This is a genomic window from Desulfovibrio desulfopostgatei (assembly GCF_053570645.1).
In genome coordinates, this window is sequence record NZ_JBRBQS010000002.1 from 988,026 (window position 1) to 1,013,414 (window position 25,389).

General features: G+C 60.2%; 5 protein-coding genes. 4 read left to right on the forward strand and 1 reads right to left on the reverse strand.

Features of this window, described 5'->3' with window-relative positions; translation table 11 throughout:
• The first annotated feature begins 85 nt into the window (after window positions 1-85).
• The 4 genes from ACUZ9Q_RS04420 (at window position 86) to ACUZ9Q_RS04435 (ending at window position 23,950) form a co-directional block, all read left to right on the forward strand.
• The gene (locus ACUZ9Q_RS04420) at window positions 86-16,909 is read left to right on the forward strand and encodes an amino acid adenylation domain-containing protein (RefSeq protein WP_449247404.1); all 16,824 of its coding nucleotides are present in this window, start codon (window positions 86-88) and stop codon (window positions 16,907-16,909) included.
• Entirely contained in the window at window positions 16,906-20,457 is a 3,552-nt protein-coding gene (locus ACUZ9Q_RS04425) for an alpha/beta fold hydrolase (protein ID WP_449247405.1), read from the forward strand. The genes ACUZ9Q_RS04420 and ACUZ9Q_RS04425 overlap by 4 nt, the downstream gene beginning before the upstream one ends.
• Before the next feature lie 858 nt (window positions 20,458-21,315).
• Window positions 21,316-22,221, forward strand: a complete 906-nt coding sequence (locus ACUZ9Q_RS04430) for an HDOD domain-containing protein (RefSeq protein WP_192111316.1) — start codon at window positions 21,316-21,318, stop codon at window positions 22,219-22,221.
• A gap of 70 nt (window positions 22,222-22,291) precedes the next feature.
• Entirely contained in the window at window positions 22,292-23,950 is a 1,659-nt protein-coding gene (locus ACUZ9Q_RS04435) for an EAL domain-containing protein (protein ID WP_449247406.1), read from the forward strand.
• Window positions 23,951-24,057: 107 nt separating this feature from the next.
• Here ACUZ9Q_RS04435 and ACUZ9Q_RS04440 read toward each other — a convergent pair whose 3' ends face one another.
• On the reverse strand, window positions 24,058-25,209 hold the full coding sequence (locus ACUZ9Q_RS04440; protein WP_449247407.1) for an HD-GYP domain-containing protein: 1,152 nt from the start codon (window positions 25,207-25,209) through the stop codon (window positions 24,058-24,060).
• Between the last annotated feature and the right edge of the window lie 180 nt (window positions 25,210-25,389).

Below are 25,389 nucleotides of genomic sequence, written 5' to 3' on the forward strand. Positions count from 1 at the left end.
ATGTAAAACTTGCTAATATACAGGCCGTGAGCTATTTTGCCCACCATATTGCACTAAGCGCATTAAAGCCGCAGTGGGGGACGGAATGGCAAAGATTGTGCCTTTAACCGGTTGTCAAAAAGAACTGTGGCTCTCGGCAAAAGCGGCGCTGTCCGACTATGCCGAAACCTCCATTCGGGGCTGTTATCACATTGACGCCCTGCTTGATCCCGATTTGTTGCGCCAGGCCATCAAGCGCACCCTGCATTTCACGCCTCTGCCCGCCGCCTCCCTGTGTCAGGATGAAGCCGAACCGTACTTTCTTGTGGGTGAACCGCAGGAACCTGATTTCAGGGTCCTGGACGCCGCTACGCAGCCGGACCCCGATGCCGCTGCCGACCGCATGATCGACGAGTTTTTTGAAGAACCGGTCGAAAATCCCCTTATGCGTTATGCCCTTGTCATCACTGGCGAGGCAAGCTGCATCGTTGCCATGAAGTGCTCGCACGTGGTGCTGGACGGGCTGGCATTCTTTTTTCACATAGCTGTTATTGCGGACGTTTACACAGCACTCGCACGTGGTGAAACGCCAGAACTTGGCGAGCCGTGCTCCTGCGAAGAAGCCTACCTTGAAGATCAGGCGCACTGCGCTTCGCCTCGGTTTCAGAAAGACATGACCTTTTGGCAGGAGCACCTTGCCCGCCTGCCAGAAAAGCGCCTGCTGCGCGCCCTGCCGGGGCGGCCCGATGTGCTTGGCGAGAGCCGCCACCAGAAGTTTGTGCTGTCAGAAAAAACCTCGAGTGAAACGTCCGCGCTCATTGCCGCCCACAAGGTCAGCCCTGCGGTGTTTTTTACAGGCATCTACGCACTCATCGTGTCGTTCATGAGCGGAGAAAAGGACATTGTGGCTCTTGCCCCAGTGGCCTATGGGGAGCGCAAGGTGCTGTACCGGCGGCAGGGGGCCATGATGTCGCTGCCGCCACTGCTGGTAAACGTGGCCGCGCACGATACCTTTGCAGGGCTGCTGGAGGCCGTCAGCGCCCAGAACGGATCCTTTTACCGCCATGTGCGCACGCCTTACCAACTGGCTGCCCGCCAGCTTGAAGGCAAAAATTTTGCCTTTCTGGCAGATACCTTTGTCAATTTTCTGCCCAATACACCTCCCGGCACGCCAGAATTCCCGATTGTCGAGGCGGAGCAGCGGCACAGCGCCAAGGAGCCGATCCTTTTCGGTACCCTGGTCATGCAGGAGCTGCGCTCGGGCTGCTTTTCGCTCACGGTGCGCAACAGCCGCAACCACCTGAGCGACAGGGATGTGGAGCGTTTTGTCGCCCGCGTTGAGAGCGTGGTGGCCCAGCTTGCCGCTGGCATTGAGCCGCCGCAGCTTGATTATCTGCTGGAAGAAGAAAAGCGGGAACTCGCGCAATGGCGCAGCGGCCCTGCCAGAAAGTATGATATCCGTTCCCTGCCCGAACTTTTTGACGCGGCGGCGGATGCCTTTGCCGGGCGCGTTGCCGTCAGGGACGAATGGGGCAACTCCCTTTCGTACGCGCAGGTGCGCGAAAATTCCCTGCGTTGCGCCTCGTGGCTGGCAGGGCAGGGCGTTGCACGGGGCGGCATTGTGGCTGTGGCGGCGCAGCGCACGGCCAATCTGCCCGAAGTTGTTCTGGGCATACAGCGGCTTGGCGCGGTCTATCTGCCCATAGACCCCAAGGCCGCACCCGACCGCATGGCCTATATTGTGGAAGACGCCGGGGCAGACATCACGCTTGACCTTGCCGATCTTGCCTACCGCCAAGCCCCCATAAGTCCCTTGCCGCAAGCACCCCGGGCAGAGGATGGGGCCTACCTGATCTACACCTCCGGCTCCACAGGCAAGCCCAAGGGCGTGCTGGCTCCGCACGGCGGCTTTGCCAACATGATCCAGGGGCAGATCGAGCTTTTTGGCGTGCAGGCCGATGACCATGTGCTGCAGTTTGCGCCGCCCATTTTTGACGCCTCGCTGTCGGAAATGTTCATGGCTCTGCTGGCAGGGGCCGCCCTGTATCCGGTGAGCGACCAGTGCCGCAACGCCCCCTGGACGTTGCGGCAGTACATGATCGATAACGACATCAGCATTGTCACCCTGCCGCCCTCGTACCTCAATCTTTTTGAGGGAGAGCCCTTTCCCGGATTGCGCGTGCTCATAACGGCGGGCGAGCCGCCGGTGGTGGGCGATGCCCTGCACTATGCCAAGGGCCTGCGTTATTTCAACGCCTACGGCCCTACGGAAACCTGCGTCTGCGCGGCAATGAAGGAAGTTTCGCCCTTTGAGCCGCAACCCATTGGCGTGGGCAGCCCCATCCCCAACGTGACGCTTTCCATCCGCAATGCCGAGGGGCGCGAGCTGCCCGCAGGCATGGCGGGCGAACTGTGGATAGGCGGGGCCAGCCTTGCCCTTGGCTACCACAACAAGCCTGAAATGACGGAGCAGCGTTTTGTCCATCTGCCGCAGGAAGGAAACGCCCGCTTTTACGCGTCCGGCGATCTGGCCTTGTGGTCGGACAAGGGTGAGATTCTGCTGCTGGGCCGCGCAGACGATCAGGTGAAGATTCGCGGCAACCGGGTGGAGCTGGCCGAGGTGGCCTGCCTGCTTGAGAGCTGCGAAAGCGTCAGTCAGGCGGCTGTGCTGGCCGTCAAGGATGCGGGAGGTCAGGCCAGCCTTGCGGCATTTTTTGTGCTGCGGCCCGGCGCATCCATAGAAACGGTGGTTTCGTGGAGCAGAACAAGCCTGCCGCCCTACATGGTGCCCTCAGCCTGGCACGTGCTGGAAGCCATGCCTCTTGCCCCCACAGGCAAGATAGACCGCAAGGCACTGCAAAGCCTTGCACGGCGGGGCGATGCTCAGGGCGGCAGTGTCCGCAAGCCCCATGCTGGCCTTCTGGAGATATTTGAGCGCGTGCTTGGCCGGGCCTATGATCCCGAAAAGAGCTTTTTTGCCCAGGGCGGCAACAGCCTTAACGCCATGTCGTTGCTGCACGCCATCCGCAAAACCTTTGACGTTGATATTTCCTTCCGCAGTTTTGTCATCTGTGAAACGCTGTTTGATGTGGAATCCCTGCTTGGCGGCGTTCGTGCGGAGTCGGCCCTTGCAGGCATTGAAAGCGCGCCGCTCAGCACCGGGCAGTTCCGCATCTGGGCCTACCAGCAGGTTAACGAAGGCTCCATTGACTATAATATGCCCCTGCTGCTTGAACTGCGGGGCGACAAAACTGCGGATTTTCTGGAAGGCCTGCGCAGGGCCGCCAACGCGCAGGAGCTTTTTCACTGCACGGTGGCGGGCGATATAGACAATCCCCATTTTGCGCGGGGCAAGGGCGAGGTCTACCTGTGCAGCGTGGCCATTGCCGATGCGCGCGAAGCGGCGGTATTTTTTGACCAGCAGATACACACGCCTTTTGACCTGCGTGTGGAGCCGCCCGTGCGCCTTGTGGCCGCTGTTTTGCCGCAGTGCGTTCAGGTGCTTGTGCTGGTGCACCATGTGGCGGGCGATGGCGAAACCCTTGAAATCCTGCTGCAAAATGCCTTGCGTTACTTGAGGGGCGAGCCGCCCGCGTGCGGTCTGCTGGCTGTGCAGGAGGCTTTTTGCCGCAGGCAGGCTGCCTATGCAGCATCGCCAGCCTGCGCCGATGATGCGGCCTACTGGCAGGAGGTGCTTACGCCGCCCGTGCCCACTGTGAATCCGGCCACAGGGGCCGCCAGCCGCAAGGGCGCCATGATCGGCGTTGATCTTGATGCGGAAACCGCGCAGGGATTTGAAATTCTGGCAAGAAATTCTGGCGCGAGCGTGCTGGCCTGCTTTGTGGCCTTGGCGGGGCGCGCACTCTGCCGCCGCTTTGACAGAAAAGAACTGTTGCTGGGCGTGCCTATGGGGCTGCGCGAAACGCAGGACGAATTTTGCGCTGCCGGATTCTACGTCAACACCGTCCCCCTGCGTGTGCGCCTTGACAGCCTTGAAGACAGCGCCGCAGTGGCCGATGCCGCCCGGCAGATGCGGCAGGCCATTGAACACAGCCGTTACTGCGCTGCGGATATTGTACCCGAATTTCTGGCAACGCATGCGCATTTTGAACCTGTGGGAGTTCCGGGGCTTGAACTGAACAGGCTGGAGCTGGAATTGCGGGCCAGCAAGCTCACAGCCAGCTTTACCCTCGTAACAGGCACGGCTTCGCGCATTGTGCTGGAGTACGACGCGGGTTGCATAGCCGATGCCCCGGCCCTGCTGGATGATCTGGCGCAGAGCATGCGACGTGCCAGCGAAGGCCTTGCCCGCCGCAATCCCCGGCAGGTATTGGCCGATGCCTGGCGCGAGATACTGCACCCCGGCAGTTCCAGCGCAGTGCAGGAAGAAAGCGACTTTTTCCGCGATGGCGGCGATTCCATCAAGGCTATCCAGATAACGGGCATCCTGCGCCGCAGCGGCATAACCGCCTTGAGCGCGCCGGATTTTTTGCGCATGCCCCGTTTTGGCGACCTCTGCACCCTGCTGGAAAGCGCCGACAGCGACCCATCTGCAACGCAGGTTATGGATTACACTCCTGTTGCCCCCGGCGAGCAGGTTCCCCTGCTGCCTTTTGCCCGCTATTTTCTGGGTGCGCATCCCAGCCACTGGCGGCAGTTCTTCATGCTGCTGCCGCTGGAAATTCGCTCGGATGTGCCAACGGCAAGCATTGAAGCCTGGCTGCAAACCCTGCCGGAAAATCACGAATCCCTGCGCATGGCCTTTGCGCCGGATCATGCCGTGCTGCTGGCCGAACCGCAAAAAATAACCCTGCACTGCCGCGATTTCGCCGACACTGTGGAGCAGACAAGCCTGCTGCGCGAGGCGGTGGGGGAGATCACGGCGGGCCTTGATGCAACATGCGGCAAAACCCTGGGGGCCATGCTGGCCCGGCAGGGCGAGAGGCGCTTCTTGCTGCTGGTGGGGCATCACCTTGCGCTGGACGCGCTTTCGCTTGAAACCCTGCGGCAGGGCTTGCTCCATTACTGCCGCACAGGCAAAGCCCAGCGCGAAGCGCACGGCCTTGCCCTGCGCGCCCGCGAGGTTGAGCGGCTGCGCGCCGCCGGGGTATTCCCGTCTGAGGAACAGCGCGCCTTGTGGCGGGCTGCCTGCGCCGAACCATGCGAACCCTTGCGGGCTCTTTTGCCCCAGAGCAGGGACAGGGGCCGGGACAGCGCCGCCAGCCGTGCCCGTCTGTCCGCGCAGCTTGAGGGCTTCCGGCAGGAATACAGCACCGATGCCAAGGCCGATCTGCTGGCCGCGCTTGCCTGCGCCCTGCACGCCCAGGGGCAGAAGGCGGCGGTGCGCGTAACGCTTGAAAGCCACGGGCGCGATGAACTTTTGTCGGGCTTTGACGCCAGCCGCAGCCTTGGCTGGTTTACGGCGGTCTGCCCCATGCCGCTTGGGCCTGCCCTGAACTACGCGCAGGCCCGCGAAGCCCTCGGCCCGTGGCTTGCGCAGCATTTCAGCCCGGAAAACTGCAATGCCTATGGGTATCTGCGGCAGGAAAATCCGGCTGAATTTGGCTATGCGGCCCAGATTGCCTTTAACTATCTGGGGCGTTTGACGGGTCAGCCTGACGAAGAGGCCTCCCTGATGCTCTCGGCTCTGGCTCCGGGGCTTATCCCCGAGCTTGTCCACGCCGATATGGAGGCGGATGCTCCGCTGGAGCTTTCGGTTTTTTTTGACCAGCAGGGCATCCTGCACCTCGGGGCGTGGTTCAGCCCGCACTGCCTGGCGCATGATTGGGTTTCCGGCTTGCTCCAGAGCTGGATTGCGGCTCTGAAGACCCTGCCCGCCTATCTGCCGCAGCAGACCCTGGACGCCATTTTTGCCGCCTGCGGCTGCCGTGCGGAGGATGTGGAGCGCATTGCGCAGCCGGATGCCGGACATGCGCCCTTGCTGTATCAGTCGCTGCTTGCGCAATCAGGGGTTTACACCCAGCAGGTGGAATTTCATTTTCGCGGCCCGGTGGATATTTTTGCGCTCATGCGCGCGTGGGAAGCGCTCACCGCGCGGCACGAAAGCCTGCGTTCCCTCTTTCCCATGCCGGTGGAGGGCGAATTTTACCGCGTGGTATTGCTCAAGGGCCGCACCAGTCTTGAATTTCACGACTTTTCCCACTTGCCGGAGGCCGAGGCCGAGGCTGAAGCACAGGCCCTGCTGCGCGCGGAACGGCAGCGCGGCTTTGACGTGCAGCGCGGCCCTCTGCTGCGGGCGCGCTTTTTCCGCCGGGGTACCGACCGCGTGGTCATGAGCTGGTGCTTCCACCATCTGCTTATGGACGGCTGGTGCATGGGCGTGCTGCTGCGGGAGCTTTTTGCCTTGGCCGGGGCCAAGGGCGGGCCGGAAAACAGCCGTTTGCCGGAGCCTTTCCCGCTGGAGACCTATTCCCGCTGGCGCGCGCAATTTGATGAGCGTGCGGCGCGGGCCTACTGGGCTGGATTGTTGCAGGATTTCAACGGGCCAACCGTGGTTGAGCTGCCCCAACCGGCTCCCCGCGCTGCCGCCCCCGGGGAATTTGACGAACCGCAGACAGTGGAACTGGAGCTGGACGCCGCCCTGAGCGCAAGCCTGCAAGAACTGGCAAAAACAGAGGCGGTGACGCTCTCCGCCCTTGTTCAGACGCTGTGGGCCATTGTGCTCGGCAATGCCAACAATGGCTGCCGCGATGTGGTCTTTGGCGTGGTTACTTCGGGCCGTCCGGCGGAGCTGGCGGGCATTGAGTCCGCCGTGGGGCTGTTCATCCAGACCTTGCCCCTGCGGGCGCGCTGGACAGCCAGCGACTCCCTCGGCGCGCTGCTGGCCCAGGTGAAAGAGCAGAACCTGCAACAGATGCGCTATGGCTATGTGCCCCTGGCAACACTGGGCAGAAACCTGCTCGACCACCTGATGGTCTTTGAAAATTATCCTGTGGATACGAGTTTTGATCACAATCGTGTTGAACTGCGCGACATGCGCGGTTTTGAAAAGCTGCCTTACGCCCTTGGCATTTCGGTTATTCCTGGCGTGAATCTGCGTTTCCGCTTTTTATATGATCCCGAGCGCTTGCCCGAAGAGAGGGCACTTGCCCTGCGCAATGGGCTGCATGCCGTGCTTGCGGCAGCAGCCTCAGGGCGCGCGCGTACCTGCCTTGCGCTGGAAGAAGCGGCGAACAACGCTGGGGCAGGCGCAGAAAGGCCCGCAGGAGAACATGGCGGCGCAGAGCAGGACGGCGCAGAACTGGGCGGGGTAGAAAATGCGCCCGGTGACGCTGCCGCCGCAGCCGGGCAAGCCCAGGCCCCGCAGGGGCCGGATGTGGCGGCTCTGGCGGAAACCGTGCGCGCTGCCTATGCCGCCGTGCTTGGTTGCCCTGTGGATTCTGTGGATGCGGATTTTTTCCAGCTTGGCGGGCACAGCCTGATAGCCATGAGTCTGCTCTCGCAGTTGAGCAAAAGCCTCTCCGTGGCAGTGGGCATAGAGGATGTGATGGGCTACCCCAGCCCGCGCGCCCTTGCCGCCCGCATTGGCAGTCTGGCAAAGCCGGATGCTGTTATTCCGCGAGTGGAAGGGCTTGCAGCCTACCCCCTGTCGCCAGCCCAGCAGCGCATCTGGTTTCTGCAAAAGCTGCATGAGGGCGGTCAGGTTTATGTGATTCCCTTTGCGGCCCGGTTGCGCGGCCCCGTGGATGCAGTGGCCCTGCAAAAGGCCCTGACATTGCTTGAGGAAAGGCACGATGCCCTGCGCCTGCGCGTGGCGCTGGATGCACCGGAGCAAAGCCTTGCCCCTGCTGGCGGTCTGCGGCTTGAATGCTACGATACGCCCCTTACCGATGCAGCCTATTTGGGCATGAGCCTGCCTCTGGGGCCGGAAAGGCCCTTGGTGCGCGTGGCCCTGTTCCGGCAGGAGGACGGCAGCCATGCGCTGGTGTTCTGCTTCCATCACATCATATTTGACGGCTGGTCGGCGGAAATTATCACCCGCGAACTCAACGAAGCCTACGGCGCTGTGCTGCAAGGCCGTGTGCCGCAGTGGCGGCCTCTGGATCTGGATTTTGCAAGCTACGCCCTGTGGGAATCGCAGCGGGAGGCGGAAGGGCTTGAGCAGATATGCAGCGACCTCGCGCCCCTGCCGGAGCGTTTGCGCCTGCCGCTGGATTACCCCCGCCCGGCGGTACAGCGTTTTGAAGGGGCCGTGCAGAGTTTTGATCTGGGGCTTGAGCGCAGCCACGCCCTCAAGGACTGGGCCCAGCGGGCCGGGGTAACGGTATTTCCCGTGCTGCTTGCGCTGGTGGATGCCTTTTTGCTCCGCCATACCGGGCAGGACGACATTATTGTGGGTTGCCCTGCGGCAAACAGGGAGCATGAGCAGGTTCAGGGCGTTGTGGGCCTCTTTGTCAACACCCTCGCAGTGCGGGCGCGCATGAACGCGCAGGGCGGCTTTGCCGAGTTGGCAGGCACGGTGGATGCCGCATTCAGAAAATCTTTGGCCGTGCAAAGCTGCCCCTTTGAAAAAGTTATCGAAGCCGTGGGGGTGGAGAGAAATGCCGCGCGCAATCCCGTATTTGACGTGTTTGCCGCGCTGGAAGACGCAAGCTGGAACAATTTTGGCCGTGCGCCCCTGTGCATGGAGCCTCTGCCCCTGCCGCACCAGAGCAGCAAGTTTGACCTGAGTTTTTACTTCAAGGAGCGGGCGGACGGCGGCTATACGGTGGATGTGGAATACTGCACCGAGCTGTTCAGCCCGCAGACAGTCCGCCGCATGGCGGAGCGCCTGCTGACCCTTGCGGACGCCGTGCTGGCTGATGATGCAAAACCCTTGGCCGAACTGGATATTCTGCCAGCGCGGGAGCGCGCAGAACTTGCCAGCTTTAATGATACGGCGGAACCGCTGGATGTCGCCGCCGACATGGACAGCCGTTTTCGCGCTCAGGCTGCCCGCACTCCCCATGCTCCGGCAGTGCTGGACGCCGCAGGCACGGCTGTTTCCTATACGCAGTTCAACGCGCAGGTGGATGCCGTGTGCGCATGGCTGCAAGGGCAGGGCGTGGAGCGCGGGCAGTATGTGTGCATGTGTTTTGAACGCTCGCCCGCTATGCTGGCCTGCATTTTTGCAGTTTTGCGGCTTGGGGCAGTCTATGTGCCGCTTGCCGCCACTTTGCCCGCCGAGCGCATGCGGTCTGTGTTTGAAGACCTCGGGCAGTGCGTGGTGCTGTGCGAGGCGCGCTTTGCGGAAGCCTTCTGCCAGAATGGACAGAATGGGCAGTGCGGGCAGCGTATACTCACGCCTGATTTTGAGGCGCTGGCCGCTGGCGCGCTGATGCCGGGCGCTGTTCCTCATTATGAAGCGGACCCCTTGCCGCCGGATTCCCCGGCCTACGTGATCTTTACTTCCGGTTCCACCGGGCGGCCCAAGGGCGTGTCTATCGAACACGCCAGCGTTGCCAACCGCCTGTTGTGGATGCAGTCGCGTTTTCCCATCGGGCAGGGCGATGTGGTGCTGCAAAAAACCACCATCACCTTTGACGTGTCGGTATGGGAGCTGTTCTGGTGGTCGTGGCAGGGCGCTGGCATTGCCCTGCTGGAACCGAATGCGGAGAAAAATCCTGCCCTTATTGTGCAGGCCATAGAGAGCCGCCGGGTCACGGTGCTGCATTTTGTGCCGTCCATGCTGCGGGCTTTTCTGGATCATCTTGAGGCGCATCCCGGCGATGTACGCAGACTGCGGTCATTACGCTATGTGTTCACCAGCGGCGAGGCCTTGCCCCGCGAACTGGTGGCGCGGTGGAATGCCCTGACGCATGCGGATCAGTTGCAGGTGGAGCTGCACAATCTCTACGGACCCACTGAGGCTACCGTGGACGTCTCTTGGCAGCCCTGCCTGAACACGCCGCCCCATGCGGTGCCCATTGGCCGCCCGGTCAGCAATACCCGGCTGTACGTGCTGGATGCCTGCAAGCACCCTGTGCCTCTGGGCGTAACGGGTGAGATTTATATCTCGGGCATACAGGTTGCCAGAGGTTATCTGAATAGGCCCGACCTCACGGCCCAGCGTTTTATGGATGATCCTTTTGCCCCCGGCAGCCGCATGTATCGCACGGGTGATCTGGGGCGATGGCTGACTGATGGCAGCATTGAATATCTCGGGCGCAACGATGATCAGGTGAAAATTCGCGGCTACCGCATTGAGCTTGGCGAGGTCGAGGCGGCGCTTGGGCGCTGCCGGGGTGTATCACAAGCGGTGGTGCGGATGGGGCGCATTGGCGAATACGCGGCGCTTGAGGCCTTTTTGCTGCCGCAGGGCGGCGCGCGGCTTGATCTGGCAGGCATCCGCGCGGAGCTTGCGGCCCTGCTGCCCAACTACATGTGTCCGTCCCGCTTTTTTGTGGTGCAAGACATCCCGCTGAGTCCCTCGGGCAAGGCCGACCGCAAGCGCTTGCAGGGTCAGCCCCTGCTGGCGGGTGGAGAAAGGAGCGCCGTCCCTGAGCATGCCCCGGATGCATTGCAGTCTGGCCCTCAGTCTGATCTGGAATCCGGCATCTCTCCCGCACTGATTGAAGCCGTGCGCGAAGTGTGGCGGCAGGTCATGCCAGAGGTGCAGGCCGGGCCTGATCTGGGATTTTTTGACGCGGGCGGCAATTCGCTCCTGCTGGTGCGGCTGCACACCCTGCTGGACAAGCAGTGGCCGGGAGTATTCACGCTGGCCGGGCTTTTTTCAGAAAGCACCATCCGCGCGCAGGCCGCCTTTATTGCGCGGACGCAGCAGGTTGGCAGCACCGTTGCTGTCTGCCGTGCAACCACAGCGCCCATAGCCATTATCGGTATGGCCGTGCGCCTTGGCGATTATGCCGATGTGCAGAGCTTCTGGCGCGATCTTGCCAGAGGCGCGGACAAGAATATTCCCATGCCCGAAAAAAGGCGCGGCGAAACGCGGCAGATATTTGATGCCGTGGGCCTTGCCTTTGACAAGGCCCGCCTGCGCGAGGCCGCCTATCTTTCGGACATTTCCTCCTTTGATTACCGGCGGTTCGGGCTTTCGCCCAACGATGCCAGCCTTCTTGACCCGGCCCAACGCGTGTTTCTTGAAACAGCCCTGCGTGCTCTGGACGATGCGGGCTACGGCGGCAGCTCCCTTGAAAACGCCGATGTGGGCGTTTTTGTGGGCGCAAGCCCGGTGCGCCTGTTCCAGACTGCCGTGACGCGGGTCTTTCCCGATCTGGCGGAGCAGACCTACCTGCTCAATGTGCCTTCCAACGTGCTGGCCCGTCTGAGCTACATGAAAAACTGGCACGGCCCTGCGGCCAGCGTCGATACGGCCTGTTCGTCTGTGCTGGCGGCCCTGCATCAGGCCTGCCGCAGCCTGCACGAGGGCGAGTGCGCCGTGGCCCTTGTGGGCGGCGCGCATGTTATTGATCTGCCTGTAAAGGCCGATGCGGCCTTTGCCATCGAGTCTGTCTCTGGCCGTACAAGAACCTTTGACGCCGGGGCCGAAGGCGTTGGCGCGGGCGAAGGGGCGGCGGTATTTCTGCTCAAGCCGCTGGATGCCGCACTGCGCGATCACGATGCCATACATGCAGTGATCCCCGGCAGCGCCGTCAATCAGGACGGCAAGTCCTCCAGTATGGCCGCGCCCAATCCCGAGGCGCAGGCCGAGGTCATTGACCGCGCTGCACGGAACGCGGGCGTCTCACTGGCGGACATCCAGTTTTTTGAGGCCCACGGCACGGCTACTGTTCTGGGCGACCCGGTGGAAATCGAGGGCCTGCGCAGGGCCTTTGCGCGGCAGGGCGCGCATCGGGAGCAAAAGGCGCTTATCGGTTCGGTCAAGGGCAATCTGGGGCATCTGGATGCCGCCGCTGGCGCTGCCGGCCTCGCCAAGGCCGTGCTCTGCCTTGAAAACGGCCTTGTGCCGCCGCAGCCGCATTTTGAGCGGCCCAATCCCCATATTGATTTTGAGGCCGCGCCCGTGCGCGTGGCGCAGATGCTTGAGCCGCTGCCCCCGCAGGAGCGGCCCTGGCGTTGCGGCGTCAGTTCCTTTGGCCTCAGCGGCGTAAATACCCATGTGATTGTGGCGGAGCATCAGGCGCAGCCTTTGCCGCAGGACGACGGGCACTGGCAGTGCGTTGTGTTTTCCGCCCCGGACGAAACCTCGTTGCAGGACTACGCCAGGGCGGTCGCGGCGGCTGTGGCGCGCAATGAGGGCTGGCCCCTGCATGCCCTTGCCGCCACCCTCATGACAGGGCGGGATGCCCTGCCTGTGCGCGCGGCTCTTGTGGCGCGTTCCCGGCAGGAGCTGCTTGAGCAGCTTGAGGCCGGGCTCACGGGCGTTGCCGCGGGCAATGCGGCACGCCATGACAGCCGGAGCAGTATGGAAAATCCGCTCCCCGGCGCATTCTTTGCCTCGCAGGAAGCGGCGCAGGCAGCTGCCAGCGCCTATCTTGCCGGGGCAAGGATTGCGTGGCCCGCAGAAAAGCCCGTCTACAGGGTGCATCTGCCCGCAGCCCCCCTCGCCGCCGCTACATTGTGGCCGCGTTTTGCAGCGCACTTTCTTTCCGAACCCGTCATAACGCCTGCCGGAAAGGCCTTTGCCCTTGCCGTGGACAGGCCGGATTTCTGGCCTGCGGCGGAGCACAGGCTTGAGGGCACCCCCTTGCTGGTGGGCATGAGCCTGCTGGATTGTCTTGGATGGATCGGCGGAGCCGCCCCCCTGAGCCTGCACGACCTGCGCTGGCGCAAGCCAGTAACCTGCGGCCCAGGACGCCGCGTGGTGCTGCTGGCGCAGGAGCAGGGCGATGCCCTTGCCGTGGAACTGCACCATTTTGAGCCTGCCACCCACAATGTTGGCGGGGTTTCCACTACAGGACAGACCACAGGCACGTGGAGCGTGGCCGCCAGCGGCCTTGTGCGCGGCGGGACTGCCCGCCCTGCGGCGTTGAATCTGGCTACAGCGCGCGAAAGCCTGCGCGAAATGGCGCAGCAAGATACGCCGGAAGGTTCGCCGCTCATGGTCAGCGGGCGCTGGCAGTGCCGCAAGGCGCTCTGGGTGGCGGAGGACGGCAATACCCTGCTGGCAGAGCTGTGCCTGCCCGAGGCCTATCGTGCGGATTTCAATACCTTCCGCTGGCATCCGGCCATGATGGATATTGCCGCAAGCCTTGCCCTGCGCGGCGCTTACGGTTTTGTGCCCGCTGGCTGCCGCATGGTGCGGCTCCACAGCCCCCTGACCGCGCAGGCCTTTGCGCTGGTGCGTATCACTGACCGTCAGCAGGGCATGATTGTGGCCGACTGCACGGTGACGGACGCCTCGGGCCAGATTGTTGCGGAGCTTGAAGGAATGACTTTTATGGCCCTTCGCAAGGGCCAAACCGCTGGCAAATCCGGCCCGGATACGCCGCAGATGCATCCTTTGCATGGTGATCTGCCGCAGCCGGAACTGTACGCCATTGGCTGGAAGCAGGCCGATCTGAAAGGCCGTGCTGTCGGGCCGCAAAACATCATGCTGGTTGGCGGGCAGGGTGGCATTCTGGGTGAGGCTCTGGAGCCGCTTGCTCACGCGCACCGTCCCCTGCCCTTGCAGGCGGATGAAATCCGCACTCTGGCGCGTGAAATCCTTGCTGGCCCCACAGATCATTTGCTCTGGCTGCCTGCATCACAGTCTGCTGGACAGCATGGCGGGCAAAACGACACATGGCCGCTTTGCGCCCTGCTGCAAGAGATTTGCAGCGGCGGCCTGCGCCGCCCCCTGCGCGTCACAGTTGTGGGCAGCGGGGCCTTTGTGCCGGATACTTCCGCCCATGAACCGCATCAGGCATGTTTGCCGCAGGGCGCGTTGTACATGGGGCCGCTGCTCTGCCTGCCGTGGGAAGAACCCAGGATTTCCTGCGCCTATGTGGAGCTTGAGGAGCAGAACGCAGCTTCCGTAGCGGCCTTTGTGGCCAGCCTCGGGCTGGTTGACGGGCCGTATGTGGCGGCATGCAACGGCACGGTGCGTGTGCGTGAGCTGGTCAAGCTGCCGCCTGCGCCTGCAACTGCCACGCCTGCCATCACAAAGAACGGTTGCGTCGTGATTACCGGTGGCCTCGGGGGCATGGGCCAGACGCTGGCGCGTCAGATTTATGAGCGTTATGGCGCGCACGTGGTTTTGCTGCACAGAAGCAGCCAGTTGCCGCCCCATGCGCTGGAGGGCGTGCCCTTTGCCGCCTTCCGTTGCGACGTTACGGATGCCGCGCAGGTTGAAGAGGTTTTTGCAAAAATCCGGCGCGAGGTCGGCCCTGTGCAAGGCGTCATTCATACGGCTGGCGCGGCTGGCAGGGGTTACCTGCTGACCAGCGACAGGCAGGGATACGAATCCGTGCTGGCCCCCAAGGTGGCTGGCGCCTGGAACCTGCACAAGGCAACCCTTGGTGATGATCTGGCCTTTTTTGTGCTGGCTTCATCGCGCACGGCCCTTGTGGGCGCGCCGGGGCAGAGCGATTACACCGCCGCCAATGCCTTTCTGAACGCCTTTGCCCGGTATCGCCGCAGCCTTGGGCTGCCCGGGCTTTCCATCAACTGGAACACATGGTCGGGCGTGGGCATGGCCGTTCGCGAGGGGCTTGGCAACGGGCCGGAGGCCGCAAACATGCTTGCGCCGCAGCAGGCCCTTGCCGTGCTTGAAGCCGCACTTGCCAGCGGTGAGGAACTTGTGGCTGTGGGCATGACGGGCGAAAGCGTAGAGGATTTTGCCCTTAACGGCCTGCCCGGGAGCGAGTTGCCCGGCAGCATGTTGGGCAGCGCGTCAATCAGCAGCAGTGCAGCGAAGGGCAATGCCACGCAGGCGCAACCCGGCGTTAATGCCGACAGTCTTGATGGGGCGGCCCTGCTTGAGATTATCCGCGATTGCCTTGGATATGACAGACCGCTGACCAGAGAGGACGACTTTTTTGATCTGGGTGGCGATTCCATTGCCGCAACGCGTATTGTGAACCGGCTGGACAAGGAGGCGGGGCTTGCCCTCGCTGTGGCGGATCTGCTGGAAAGCGACACCCTCGGCGATATTGTCGACTGCGCCCTTGCCTCGCGCAAGCCAGCGCAGCCGCTGCAAAAGAACGAGGAAACAACGCCAGTTCTGGATAAGTACCCCGTGGGCAACGAGCAGCTTGCCATCCTGTATGCCGACATGGTCAGCGAGGGTGATCTGGGTTTCAACCTGCCAGCATTCCTTGTGATGCCGCCTGATGCGGACGCGGCGCGGCTTGAAAAGGCCCTTGCCCAGATTGTGGAACGGCACGAGGCGTTGCGCACGAGCTTCTGCGATTTTGAGGCCGAGCGTCCGGCCATGATTATTCATCCCTTTACGGGATTTACCCTTGAAGAAAGGCGCATCCCCGATCTTGCGCACAAGGATGACATTATCCGGCCCTTTAACCTGCGCAACGAAACGGGCTTTCGCGCCTGTCTGCTTGTGACCGATGCGGGTGAAAAGGTGTTGTTCATTGATCTGCACCACGCCCTTGGGGACGGCAGAACCATGTCGCTGCTCAATGTGGAGCTGTACCGCCTGTATCACGGGCTGGAGCTTGCGCCTGTGACCGCGCAGATGAAGGATATCGCCTGGCGGCAGGTCATGCATCCCGATCCCGAAGCCGCAGCCTACTGGCAGAATATTTACAAGGGCGAATTGCCCCGGCTGGACCTGCCCGCATCGCATCCCCGCCCCCGGGTTCATACCGGCAGGGGCGGCACGTATGAATTTGATCTCGCACCGGAGCTTGTACAGGCCATCAAGAGCCTGGCCCGCAGGGAAGGGCTGACCAACTATCAGGTTTCGCTCTGCGCCTGGAGCCTGCTGGCGCAGGCCTACACCGGCTCGCAGGATATCGTGGTCGCAGTTTCAATGGACGCGCGCGGCGAACATCTCAACACTGCGGGCATGCTGGCCTCAGTGCTGCCACTGCGGTTCAGCGTAGACCCCGACCAGCCGCTTTCCGCCCTGCTGCGCGCCACACGGCAGGTCAGCAACGAGGGCATGCGCCACCGCGCCTACATTCTCAACAATCTGCTGGCTGACCTCAGGCAGACCGCATGGCCGGACAGATCGCCACTGTCGGAGATCATCCTCTCATACATGAACTTTGAATTTGCCGCCGAAGGGCAGGGCCTGTTTGAATCCCTGCGTTTCAGCAAATTCTCCAGCAAGACGGATCTTTCCATCTTTGTGAGCGATATTGGCGAGAGCATAAGCATTGCCCTTGAATACTACGCAGACCTGTTCAGCGAGGCCGATGTGCTGCGCATGGCCCGCGATTATGTGCGCATTCTTGAACTCATGACCTCCGCGCCTGCGGACGCGCCGCTGCACTTTATGCCCACGGATTTGCCGTGCGCCGTTGGCGGCGTGGTGAGCCTTGAAACGTGCGAGGCCTTGGCCCCGGCAGGCGTGCGGCAGGGCATTGAGGCCGTGGCGGCGGGCAAGGGCGCATCTGCCGAGGCTCTGCTGCTGGCGGTGTTTGCCGTGCTGATGGGCCGGGTAACCCAGCAGGAACAGTTTGTGGTGGAAGTGCCGCCAGAGCGCGCCATCAGGTTCAGCATCGACGACAATATGGAGTTTGATGAACTGCTGGCCTTCACGCAAAAGAGGCTGACGGAAAAGGCTGGTATGGGGGGGGCTGACCACGGTGATTCTGGCCCTGCCGATACTGACATGCCCGCCATGCAAAGCGGCCTGCGTTTGGGCTTTGCCTTTGCAGAGGGGAGTATCTCCACACCTGCGCAGGGCAAGGGTTACGGCCTGTTCTGCTCGGTTCGGGAACAGGAGGAAGGTCTGGCCCTTTATTTTGCGTATGATCCGCAGCAGGTTGGCGCGGAAACAGCTCAGGACTGGCTGACCTATTACGGGAATTTTCTTGAAGGCATAATTGAAGGGGCGGCATGATGAAGCTATCGGATTTTTCCTTTGCCGCTCCAGAAAAAAAATCTGCAAGGCCTGAATCTGCCGGTATTTCAGGTTCTGGCCCGCAGACAGCGGGCACCACGCAGGCAGAGCAGGATTTTGTCAGCCTTGAGCACCTGTTCCGCAGCATTGCCGACGCAAGGCCAGAGGCCCAAGCCCTGACCGGGGGCGGCCTGGGGCTGACCTTCAGGGAACTGGACGTTCTTTCGGAACGTATTGCCCGTTTCATCCTTGCGCAGGGGTATGGGCACGAGGCTGTGGTGGGCGTGCTGTGCGCGCGCGGCGCGGTGTATCTGGCTGCGGCCCTTGGCGTCATGCGGGCCGGGGCGGTGTATCTGCCCGTGGAGCGCGAGCAGCCGCAAAGCCGCAAAGAGGCCATGCTGCGGCCCGCAAGCCTGATTATTGCCGACAGCGCCTGCCTGCGCGAGGCCGAGTATTTTCATTACAGGAATCCCGGCATCCGGCACGTACTCTGCCTTGATGCGCAAGACTATGACGATGCCGCCGAAAAAGGCTCAGGCCTTGTAAGCACCGAGTACTGGGAGCAGGTGGCTCAGGCGGGCAGCGACATGGGCTGGAAGAGCGATTTTGACGCCGCCCTCTGCCCGCAAAGCGAACTCGCGGCCATGGCTGCTGCCGTGCTTGAAAAATGCGGGCTGGCTCGCAATGCAGAGGCTCCCAGCACGGAGGAGCCCCGCGCAGGCCGCAAGGTGCTGGATGTGGGCAGCGGGTCTGGCTGCGTGGCGCAGGCGCTTGCCGGGGCCGCGCAGGAATATGCGGCCGTGGATCTGGCCCGTAATGAACTCAGCCGCCTTGCCGGTTTTGACGTTCCCGCCAGAGTGACGCCGTATCGTATGGAGGCTGCGGACATACATTTTCTTGAAGGCCAGACCTTTGACGTGGTGGTCATGAACGGCGTGGTGGAAAATTTCCCCGGCTACAATTATCTGCGCAGGGTGCTGAATCACGCCGTACAGATGCTCACGCAAGAAGGTCTGGTTTTTGTGGGTGCTGTGCGCGATCTGGATTGCCGCAATGATCTGCGGGCAGCCTTGCAGGCCCATGCCCTTGCCACCGGCGATCAAACCGGCCTGCTGCGGCTTGATGCCTCTGCCGAGCTGTTTGTTCCCCGGCAGTTTTTTATGGAGTGGGCGGCGCGCTGCCCTGTGCCGGTGGAAGTGACGTTCTCCCCCTGCGGTCTGGGGCAAAACTCTGGCCAGAGCGCGGGGCAGACCTGCCCGGAGAGCGAAAGCCAGCATGGAGTGCAGGCCTTCCGCTATGATGTGGTCATCCGCCCCGGCGGCAGCCGTCCTCAGGTTCCGGTTTCGCTTTCGCGTTTTGGCGCGCAGTATCTGCCGCCTGCGGGCGGGCAAGCCCTGCCCCCATGCGATCCCGCTCAGGCTGCCTATATCGTCTTTACCAGCGGTTCAGCGGGCACTCCCAAGGGGGTGGTGGTAGAGCACCGCAACCTCATGCACATTTTGCGCGCCCTGCGGCCCTATGCGGCGGGCTGCGAGAGGGTGGGGCTGGTTGCGCCCCTGTCGTTTGACGCTTCTGTGCAACAGTTGGCCGTGTCTGTCTTCAGCGGCAAGAGCCTGCATGTGCTGTCGGACGAAGAACGCAAGAACCCCTCGCTTTTTTGCGCCTGCGCGCATGAGCGCGGGCTTGACTTGTGCGACATGACACCCGCGTTTTTCAATGTGCTCACAGACTGGCTTGCCGGGCAGCGCCAGCCGTTGCCGCTCAAGGCGTTGCTGCTGGCGGGCGAGGTGCTGCGGCCCGATGTGATCCGCAAATTTTACGCCATCCCCGGCAACGAGGGCGTGGTGCTGTTCAATGTGTACGGCCCCACGGAATGCACGGTGGACAGCAGCGCCTTTCGCATAGATGTGGGCAACCATCAGGATTTTACCGCCTATCCCATTGGCAGGCCTCTTGAAGGCGTGCGCATCTGCGCGATGGACAAAAATTGTCAGGAGTTGCCCGATTCAGTCACTGGCGAACTGTGGATTTTTGGCGATGGCGTGTCGCGCGGCTACCTGAACAACGCCAGCCCCGGTGCGTTTGTGGAAAAAGACGGCCAGCCCTGCTATCGCACGGGTGATAACGGTTATGTGCAAAATGGCCTTGTTTTTTACCGTGGGCGTGAAGACCAGCAGGTGAAGATACGCGGCAACCGGGTGGAGCTTGGCGAGGTGGAAAAAGCCGTTGCGGGTTTTCCCGGCGTGCGTCAGGTGGCGGTGGTGGCGGATACCTTTCGCGCCGGGGAGGAAAAGACCCTTGCGGCCTATGTGGTGGGCACTATCGATATGGCCGTGCTGCGCGGGTATCTTGAGCAACACCTGCCGCCGTACTGCGTGCCCGCCTATTTTGTCCCCATGATGGAACTGCCGTTTTCGCTCAACCGCAAGATAGACAAAAAGGCTCTGCCGTCACCCCTGGGCGGGGTGGAAATTCAGCGTGGGCGCATGCCTGCCGGGCCTGTGGAAGAAAAACTGGCCGAGATATGGAAGCGTCTGCTGGGCGTTGATATTACCGATGCCGATGCTGGCTTTTTCAGTCTGGGAGGTCACAGCATTCTTTCCATCAGGCTTATTGCCATGATCGAAAAGGAAATGGGCGTGCATGTGGCTGTGAACGAGCTGGTCACGCATTCAAGCATCGCGCAGCTTGCGGCCCTGCTGGCCGGAAAGACCGAAAAGCGCGAAAGCCCTGTTATCCAACTGCAACACTGCGAGGGCGGCAAGAACCTTGTGCTGTTTCACCCTGTTGGCGGCAGCGTGTTCTGCTACAGCGACCTCGCGCGCCTGCTTGGCGGCAAATATACGGTCTACGCTGTTGAGGCGGCGGGATTCAGTCAGCGCCGCACATCGCTTACCACAGAGCTGCACACGGTTGAAAGTCTGTCGGAGTATTATCTGGACGAAATGCTCAAGGTCGAGAGCCGGGATATCATCTGGGGCGGCTGGAGTTTCGGCGGCCTGCTGGCCTATGAATGCTCCCGGCGGTATGCGGCGCTGGGCAACCGCAGCGAGCCTGTCATCATTCTCGATACCGTGGCCGACAATACCCGCGCAAAACAGATGGCGGCCAAGGATGACATCGAACTCTTGCAGCTCATTTTGCAGCAAGGTATGGCCTTTGACCCCGTAAAGCTGCGCGCCATGCCGCGTGAGCAGCAACTGGGCTATCTTGTGGAGTGCGGGGAGAAAAGCGGATTGTTACCTGCCGGGTTCAGCGCCGTGCAGATGGACAACCTGCTGCTGACCTATCGCGGCAATACCCTGGCGGCTGCACGCTATGAGCGGCCAAGCCCTTCCGATTGCAAGCTGTTGCTGGTGCGCGCGCTGGATTTTGCAAGCAACCCGCAGATAATAATGAATGACGACTATCAGGGTTGGGGCCGCTTTTTGAAAAAGGAAAATATCTCGCTGCGCTGGACGCAAGGCACCCATGAAACCATGCTTTCTGCTGGCCTTGCCGCAAATGTGGCCCAGCTCATACTGGAATATCTTGAATGTGAAAAATAGTCTGAAATATTTTCTATAAAAAGTCTAGATATCGTCCTGGAGAATTTCTTAACAATGTTGTAAAACTGTTGTCGGTTAAAAATGAGAGTTGTTTTTATTTAGAGCAAGTGTGACGCCCGTTTTACAAAGTGCTTTTGCACGTCATTTGTGCCAAGAAATGCTTTTTCTGATTCAGCGAAAGTTTTTTTTCATTTTCCCCTAAAGTTTTTGCTTGAATTTTATGTTCCGGAATGAAACAGTCGTCCTTACGCTTGCAAGGCTGTTTTTTTCCGGTATTTTTTTTATTTTGTCGCCCTCTTGGTATGGATGGCGTGCGGCCATGCGCAGAAGTTGCCCCTTGAACTCAAAATGTCTGTTAAGGCAACAGCCTGTCAGGCAAGCAGAATTGTGCTGATGTGTTTTTTCGCCCCCCCTTTTGCTAAGTGCGCATTGGGGACTTGCTTTGCTGGTACATGTGCAGCGTTGAAGTTGTGCTTGTATATATTGGTGCGTAATTGTAATTGTTTATTCTTGCACAACAGTATTCATATAATCGTTTTATGTGTGTTGTGGGGTTTGCCTTTTATTTTGCATCAAGGCTCTTATTTTTATTCAGTTCTTTTGTCTGATTATTGCAGGATATGGCATTAAGGAGTGTGGTCTCGTATTGATACCTTCTTGTTGCCAATAAATAAATATCTACTTTTATATTAAGCTGCGCCGATTTTAAGGTTCATTTGGTATTAGTTATTAAAGATTACAGGCTATTGTCTTTGTTCCGGGTTTTCGTATATGAGAGGCTTTGAGTTCAGGCATCTGCCTGGGCAAGTTGTGTTACCGTGCGCAGGGGCAGTGCAAACCCTAGCTCAGGATTTTGCCATGCAATCTCAAAAAGAGTCCAGGCTGTTTTTGCAAAAGCTTTTGCAAAATCCGCCGACGCTTCCGTTTGAACCCAAGCTGCTTCCCCTGCTGTTTGCGGTTACCCAGGAAGGCTCCAATGCCTCGGTGCGCTCGGTCGTTGCACTGATTGAAAAAAGCCCACGGCTCGCAACACGTGTGCTCACAGTGGCCAATTCGGCTGCATATGGGCTTGAATTCAAGGTTTCTACCCTGCAAAGAGCCATCAGCATCATGGGCCTGCGCGAAGTGCGCCTGCTTGTGCTCATGGTGGGCATGTCGTCGTTTATACGCGAGGCCCAGCTTCCCAAGAGTTTTGATACTGCTGCATTCTGGAAACACCTGCTTTTTGTGGCAACCATTGCCCGAACCCTGGCGGATGTGCTTGGCGGAGATAACGGCGTATGCGGAGCCTCTGCCTGCGCTGGCGAGCGCCTGGTTATGGTGCCGGACGAGGCATATATAGCTGGCTTGCTGCACGATGTGGGCAAGATTTTTTTTGCTGCCGCACGCCCAGACCTCTGGGAAAAGACGGCAGAAATGGAACAGGCCGAAAATTGCGGCAGTTCCGAGGCTGAAACCGCGCAGCTTGGCATGGACCACGGGCTTATTGGGGCGGCAGTGATGCACCAGTGGAAGCTGCCTCTGGTGCTTACCGAACCCATAAACCTGCACCACTCGCCCGAGCTTGCCACAACGTACAAAATGGAGGCGCGCCTGCTTGCTGCGGCCAACGCCCTGGCGCATTGCAGCCACGATGCGCTCATACTGAGGAGCAAGGCGGGCGAACACCTGCCCGAGGGGTGTGATCTTGATGCCGTGAGCGCGGCTGTGCTTGAAAGTATGGTCAGAATACAGGAAACCGGTTTTGCTGAGCTTGATGCATAGCCCGTGCGTGGGCCTGATGCCGCATCTGTTTTTTTCAACTTTTCTTGAGGCTCACACTTGAGGCGCGCACATGGATATTGAAACCGGCCTTGATAATTTGCTGCGCGGGCAATTCGACGCTGCGCTGGCTGAATTTGAAGGCTGCGGGCAGCAGCCCACAGCAGAGAAACTGTGCGAGCTCACGCGGGCCTGCGCTGATCTTTCTGCCTACGCAGCAGCACTGGCAGAGGGGGATCTGTCTGTCCGCCCGCCCAAATCCTGCCGTCACTTTTCCACGCACCTTGAAAGCCTGCACGCCAAGCTCAAGCGTCTGGCGCGGCAACTGCTCATATTCAGCGCGGGGTACCCCATGCCTGCGGTTGACGATATGGGTGACCTCTCTGACGGACTGACCTTTCTTATCAATCAGGCGCAGACCTGCAAAAAGCAGGTCGAGCACGACCAGAATCACGATGTGGAAACCGGCCTCATGAACCGCCGGGCCTTTGTTCGCGGCGTGCGCGAAGCCTTGCAGATGCAGCCCGGCAAATTTGGCGTGCTGCTTTCGTGCGGTCTGGATAATCTCAAGTACGTAAATGAGTCGCATGGATACGATGGGGGCGATCTGTACATAAGCAAGGTGGTCGAAGCCTTGCAGATGTGCGAAAATGACGCAGTGTTGCTGGTTCGCACGGCAGGCAGCGAATTTGCAGTGTTTGCCCACGGTTTTGATAATGAAGAAAGCGCCTTGCGCTTTGCGCAGGATAACCGCAAGACCCTGCTGAACACCACCATTGAACTGCCCAACGAGATAGTGCGTATACGCGCCTCGCTCGGGGTGGCCGTGTATCCCAGCGATGCCATGACCGGCGATGTGCTCATGAATTACGCCAGCCACGCCATGTTTGAAGTGCAGAACTTCAATCGCGGCACGCTCATGCGGTTCAATCCTGAAGTTTACCGGGCCAAGGCCAATATCCTGAGTCGGCAGGAACGCCTGGACGAATTGCTTGAAGGCCAGTTGATCCGCTTTGCCTTTCAGCCCATCGTGAGCCTGAAAGATGGCGCCATTTACGGCTATGAGGCGCTCATGCGCTCCACAACGCCGCATTTTGCCTCGCCGCTTGATGTGCTGCAACTGGCAGAGGCGCAGTCAAAACTGCCCCAGCTGGAGTATCTGACGTTCAGGATGATTTTTGACTGGATGGGCAAAAACTTCCCTTCGCTCGGCGCCAGAAAGATATTTTTCAACGCCATTTCCGCCCAGTATCTGGATGCTCGGGAGCTGCGCACCATGCACCCGCGCTACGAAGACATATGCCGCAACATGGTGTTTGAAATCATAGAAACCGCCAGCAGCGAGGAGGGCCTTGCCCAAAAGGTGCGCGAGCTGCGCACGGAGCTGGCGGCCTTTATCGCCATTGACGATTTTGGCTGCGCCCATTCAAATGCGCTGCGGCTTTTGAATATTTCGCCCGAAATTCTCAAAATCGACAGTTTTTTTATCCGCGCCATCCACAAGGCCCCCGCATCCAAGAGGGAATTTCTTTCAAATATTCTTGTATATTGCCGTTCAAAGGGCATTCTCACCGTGGCGGAGGGAGTGGAAACCCGCGAGGAACTTGCCAGCGTGGTTGCTCTGGGTTTTGATCTTGCGCAGGGCTTTTATCTGGCAAGGCCGGAATTTGCCCTGCAAGAGCTTGCACCAAGCCAGATTGAAGAAATCACCGCGCTCAAGCGCACAGTTTGATTCTGTTCTTTTCTTTCTCCGCCTCCTTCTTCTCCCCATTCTTCTTTTTCCCCATTTCCTGCCTGCTCAGCCTGCAAGCTGGCTGCTTCCGTCCGCTCTCATTCCGCTCACTCCGTTATGCCCAAAAGGCGTGGAATATCCCAGTCTTCCGTCTCATTGAATGAAAGCGCGCGGCTCACGCAAATCTTGCTTTCCGCCGACAGGTCAAGCCTGTCTTCCATATAGGCTACCCCTCTGGATTTTCTGACAATGATCACCGTTGGCCGGGTTGGAAAATCGGGATCGCAGCTACTTATGAGGCCCATGCGCCCGTCTGAAAGCTTAACCGCCGTTCCTAGCGGGAAGACCCCCACCATTCTTATGAAAGAATCCGCAAAACCGAGCGGCCATGCCGTTCCGTTCATTTTGTACATGATTGCCAGCGCATGGCTGGGGCAAAGGGCCTCTTTATATACGCGCCTGGATGAAAGCGCGTCATACACATCGCAGATAGAGATGATACGCCCAAAAAGGCCGATGGCTGAGCCTTTGAGGCCGTAAGGATACCCCAGGCCATCGTGCATTTCGTGATGCTGGGCTGTGCCCTCCAGAATTTCTGGTGCGATATTGGGTATCTTGCGCAAGGCGTCATAGCCGAGCAGCACGTGCGACCGCATGACGGCAAATTCAGGAGGGGAAAGTGTGCGCGGCGCGTTGAGGATTTCTCTCGGCACCAGAGCCTTGCCGTAATCATGAAACAGCCCGGCCATACCGGCTAGTTGCTGCTGCTGATCCGTGAGGCCCAGATGCCGGGCAAAGGCTACGGCGAAAATGGCCACGTTGACGCTGTGCCTGTATGTGTATTCGTCACGTCCTTTCAGGTTGGCAAGGGTCAGCATGGCGTTGGCATTACGCTTGAGGGCAAGGATGATGGACTTAACGCAGGGTTCCGCCCCTGCAATGTCGGCGCTGTCGCACACGCCGGAAGTCATGGCGGCTTTTACATGGGCGTAGGCGGCAGCGTGCGCTCTTTGCGCCTGGGCAATGTGGCGTGAAAACACGCGCCGCAGCGCGCCGCCCGGTTCATACGTGGGAACGGCGCGCTCCGGATCGTGAATTACTTCGGTAAAGCCCTGCTGGATGATCCCGTCAATTTCTGCCTGATCGGCCACAAGACCCTCGCGCATGTAAAGCAGCGGGGCATTGATCCAGGAAATGCCCGGATTGAGCACATACATTCCCGGCTTCAGGTTTGCTATAGGTATCCGTTCCGCAGGCATGCTGGTGGATCCTTTGGCAGGCATTTGCGTTGATTTTCACTACAATAATATAACACTTCAAAATTTTAGGAGTAAAGGGATAAAACGCGCCGTTTTTGCAACTAACTGATTGGATTGTTCAAAATTTCTTTTTGCGTCAGTTCTCAATTTGATTGGTAGCTCTGCATTAATGTGAAATTA

Excerpts from the sequence above, each read along its gene's own strand:
- ACUZ9Q_RS04430 (WP_192111316.1), top strand. The coding sequence starts at position 21,316 with ATGCAATCTCAAAAAGAGTCCAGGCTGTTTTTGCAAAAGCTTTTGCAA.
- ACUZ9Q_RS04420 (WP_449247404.1), top strand. The coding sequence starts at position 86 with ATGGCAAAGATTGTGCCTTTAACCGGTTGTCAAAAAGAACTGTGGCTC.
- ACUZ9Q_RS04435 (WP_449247406.1), top strand. The coding sequence starts at position 22,292 with ATGGATATTGAAACCGGCCTTGATAATTTGCTGCGCGGGCAATTCGAC.
- ACUZ9Q_RS04425 (WP_449247405.1), top strand. The coding sequence starts at position 16,906 with ATGATGAAGCTATCGGATTTTTCCTTTGCCGCTCCAGAAAAAAAATCT.
- ACUZ9Q_RS04440 (WP_449247407.1), bottom strand. The coding sequence starts at position 25,209 with ATGCCTGCGGAACGGATACCTATAGCAAACCTGAAGCCGGGAATGTAT.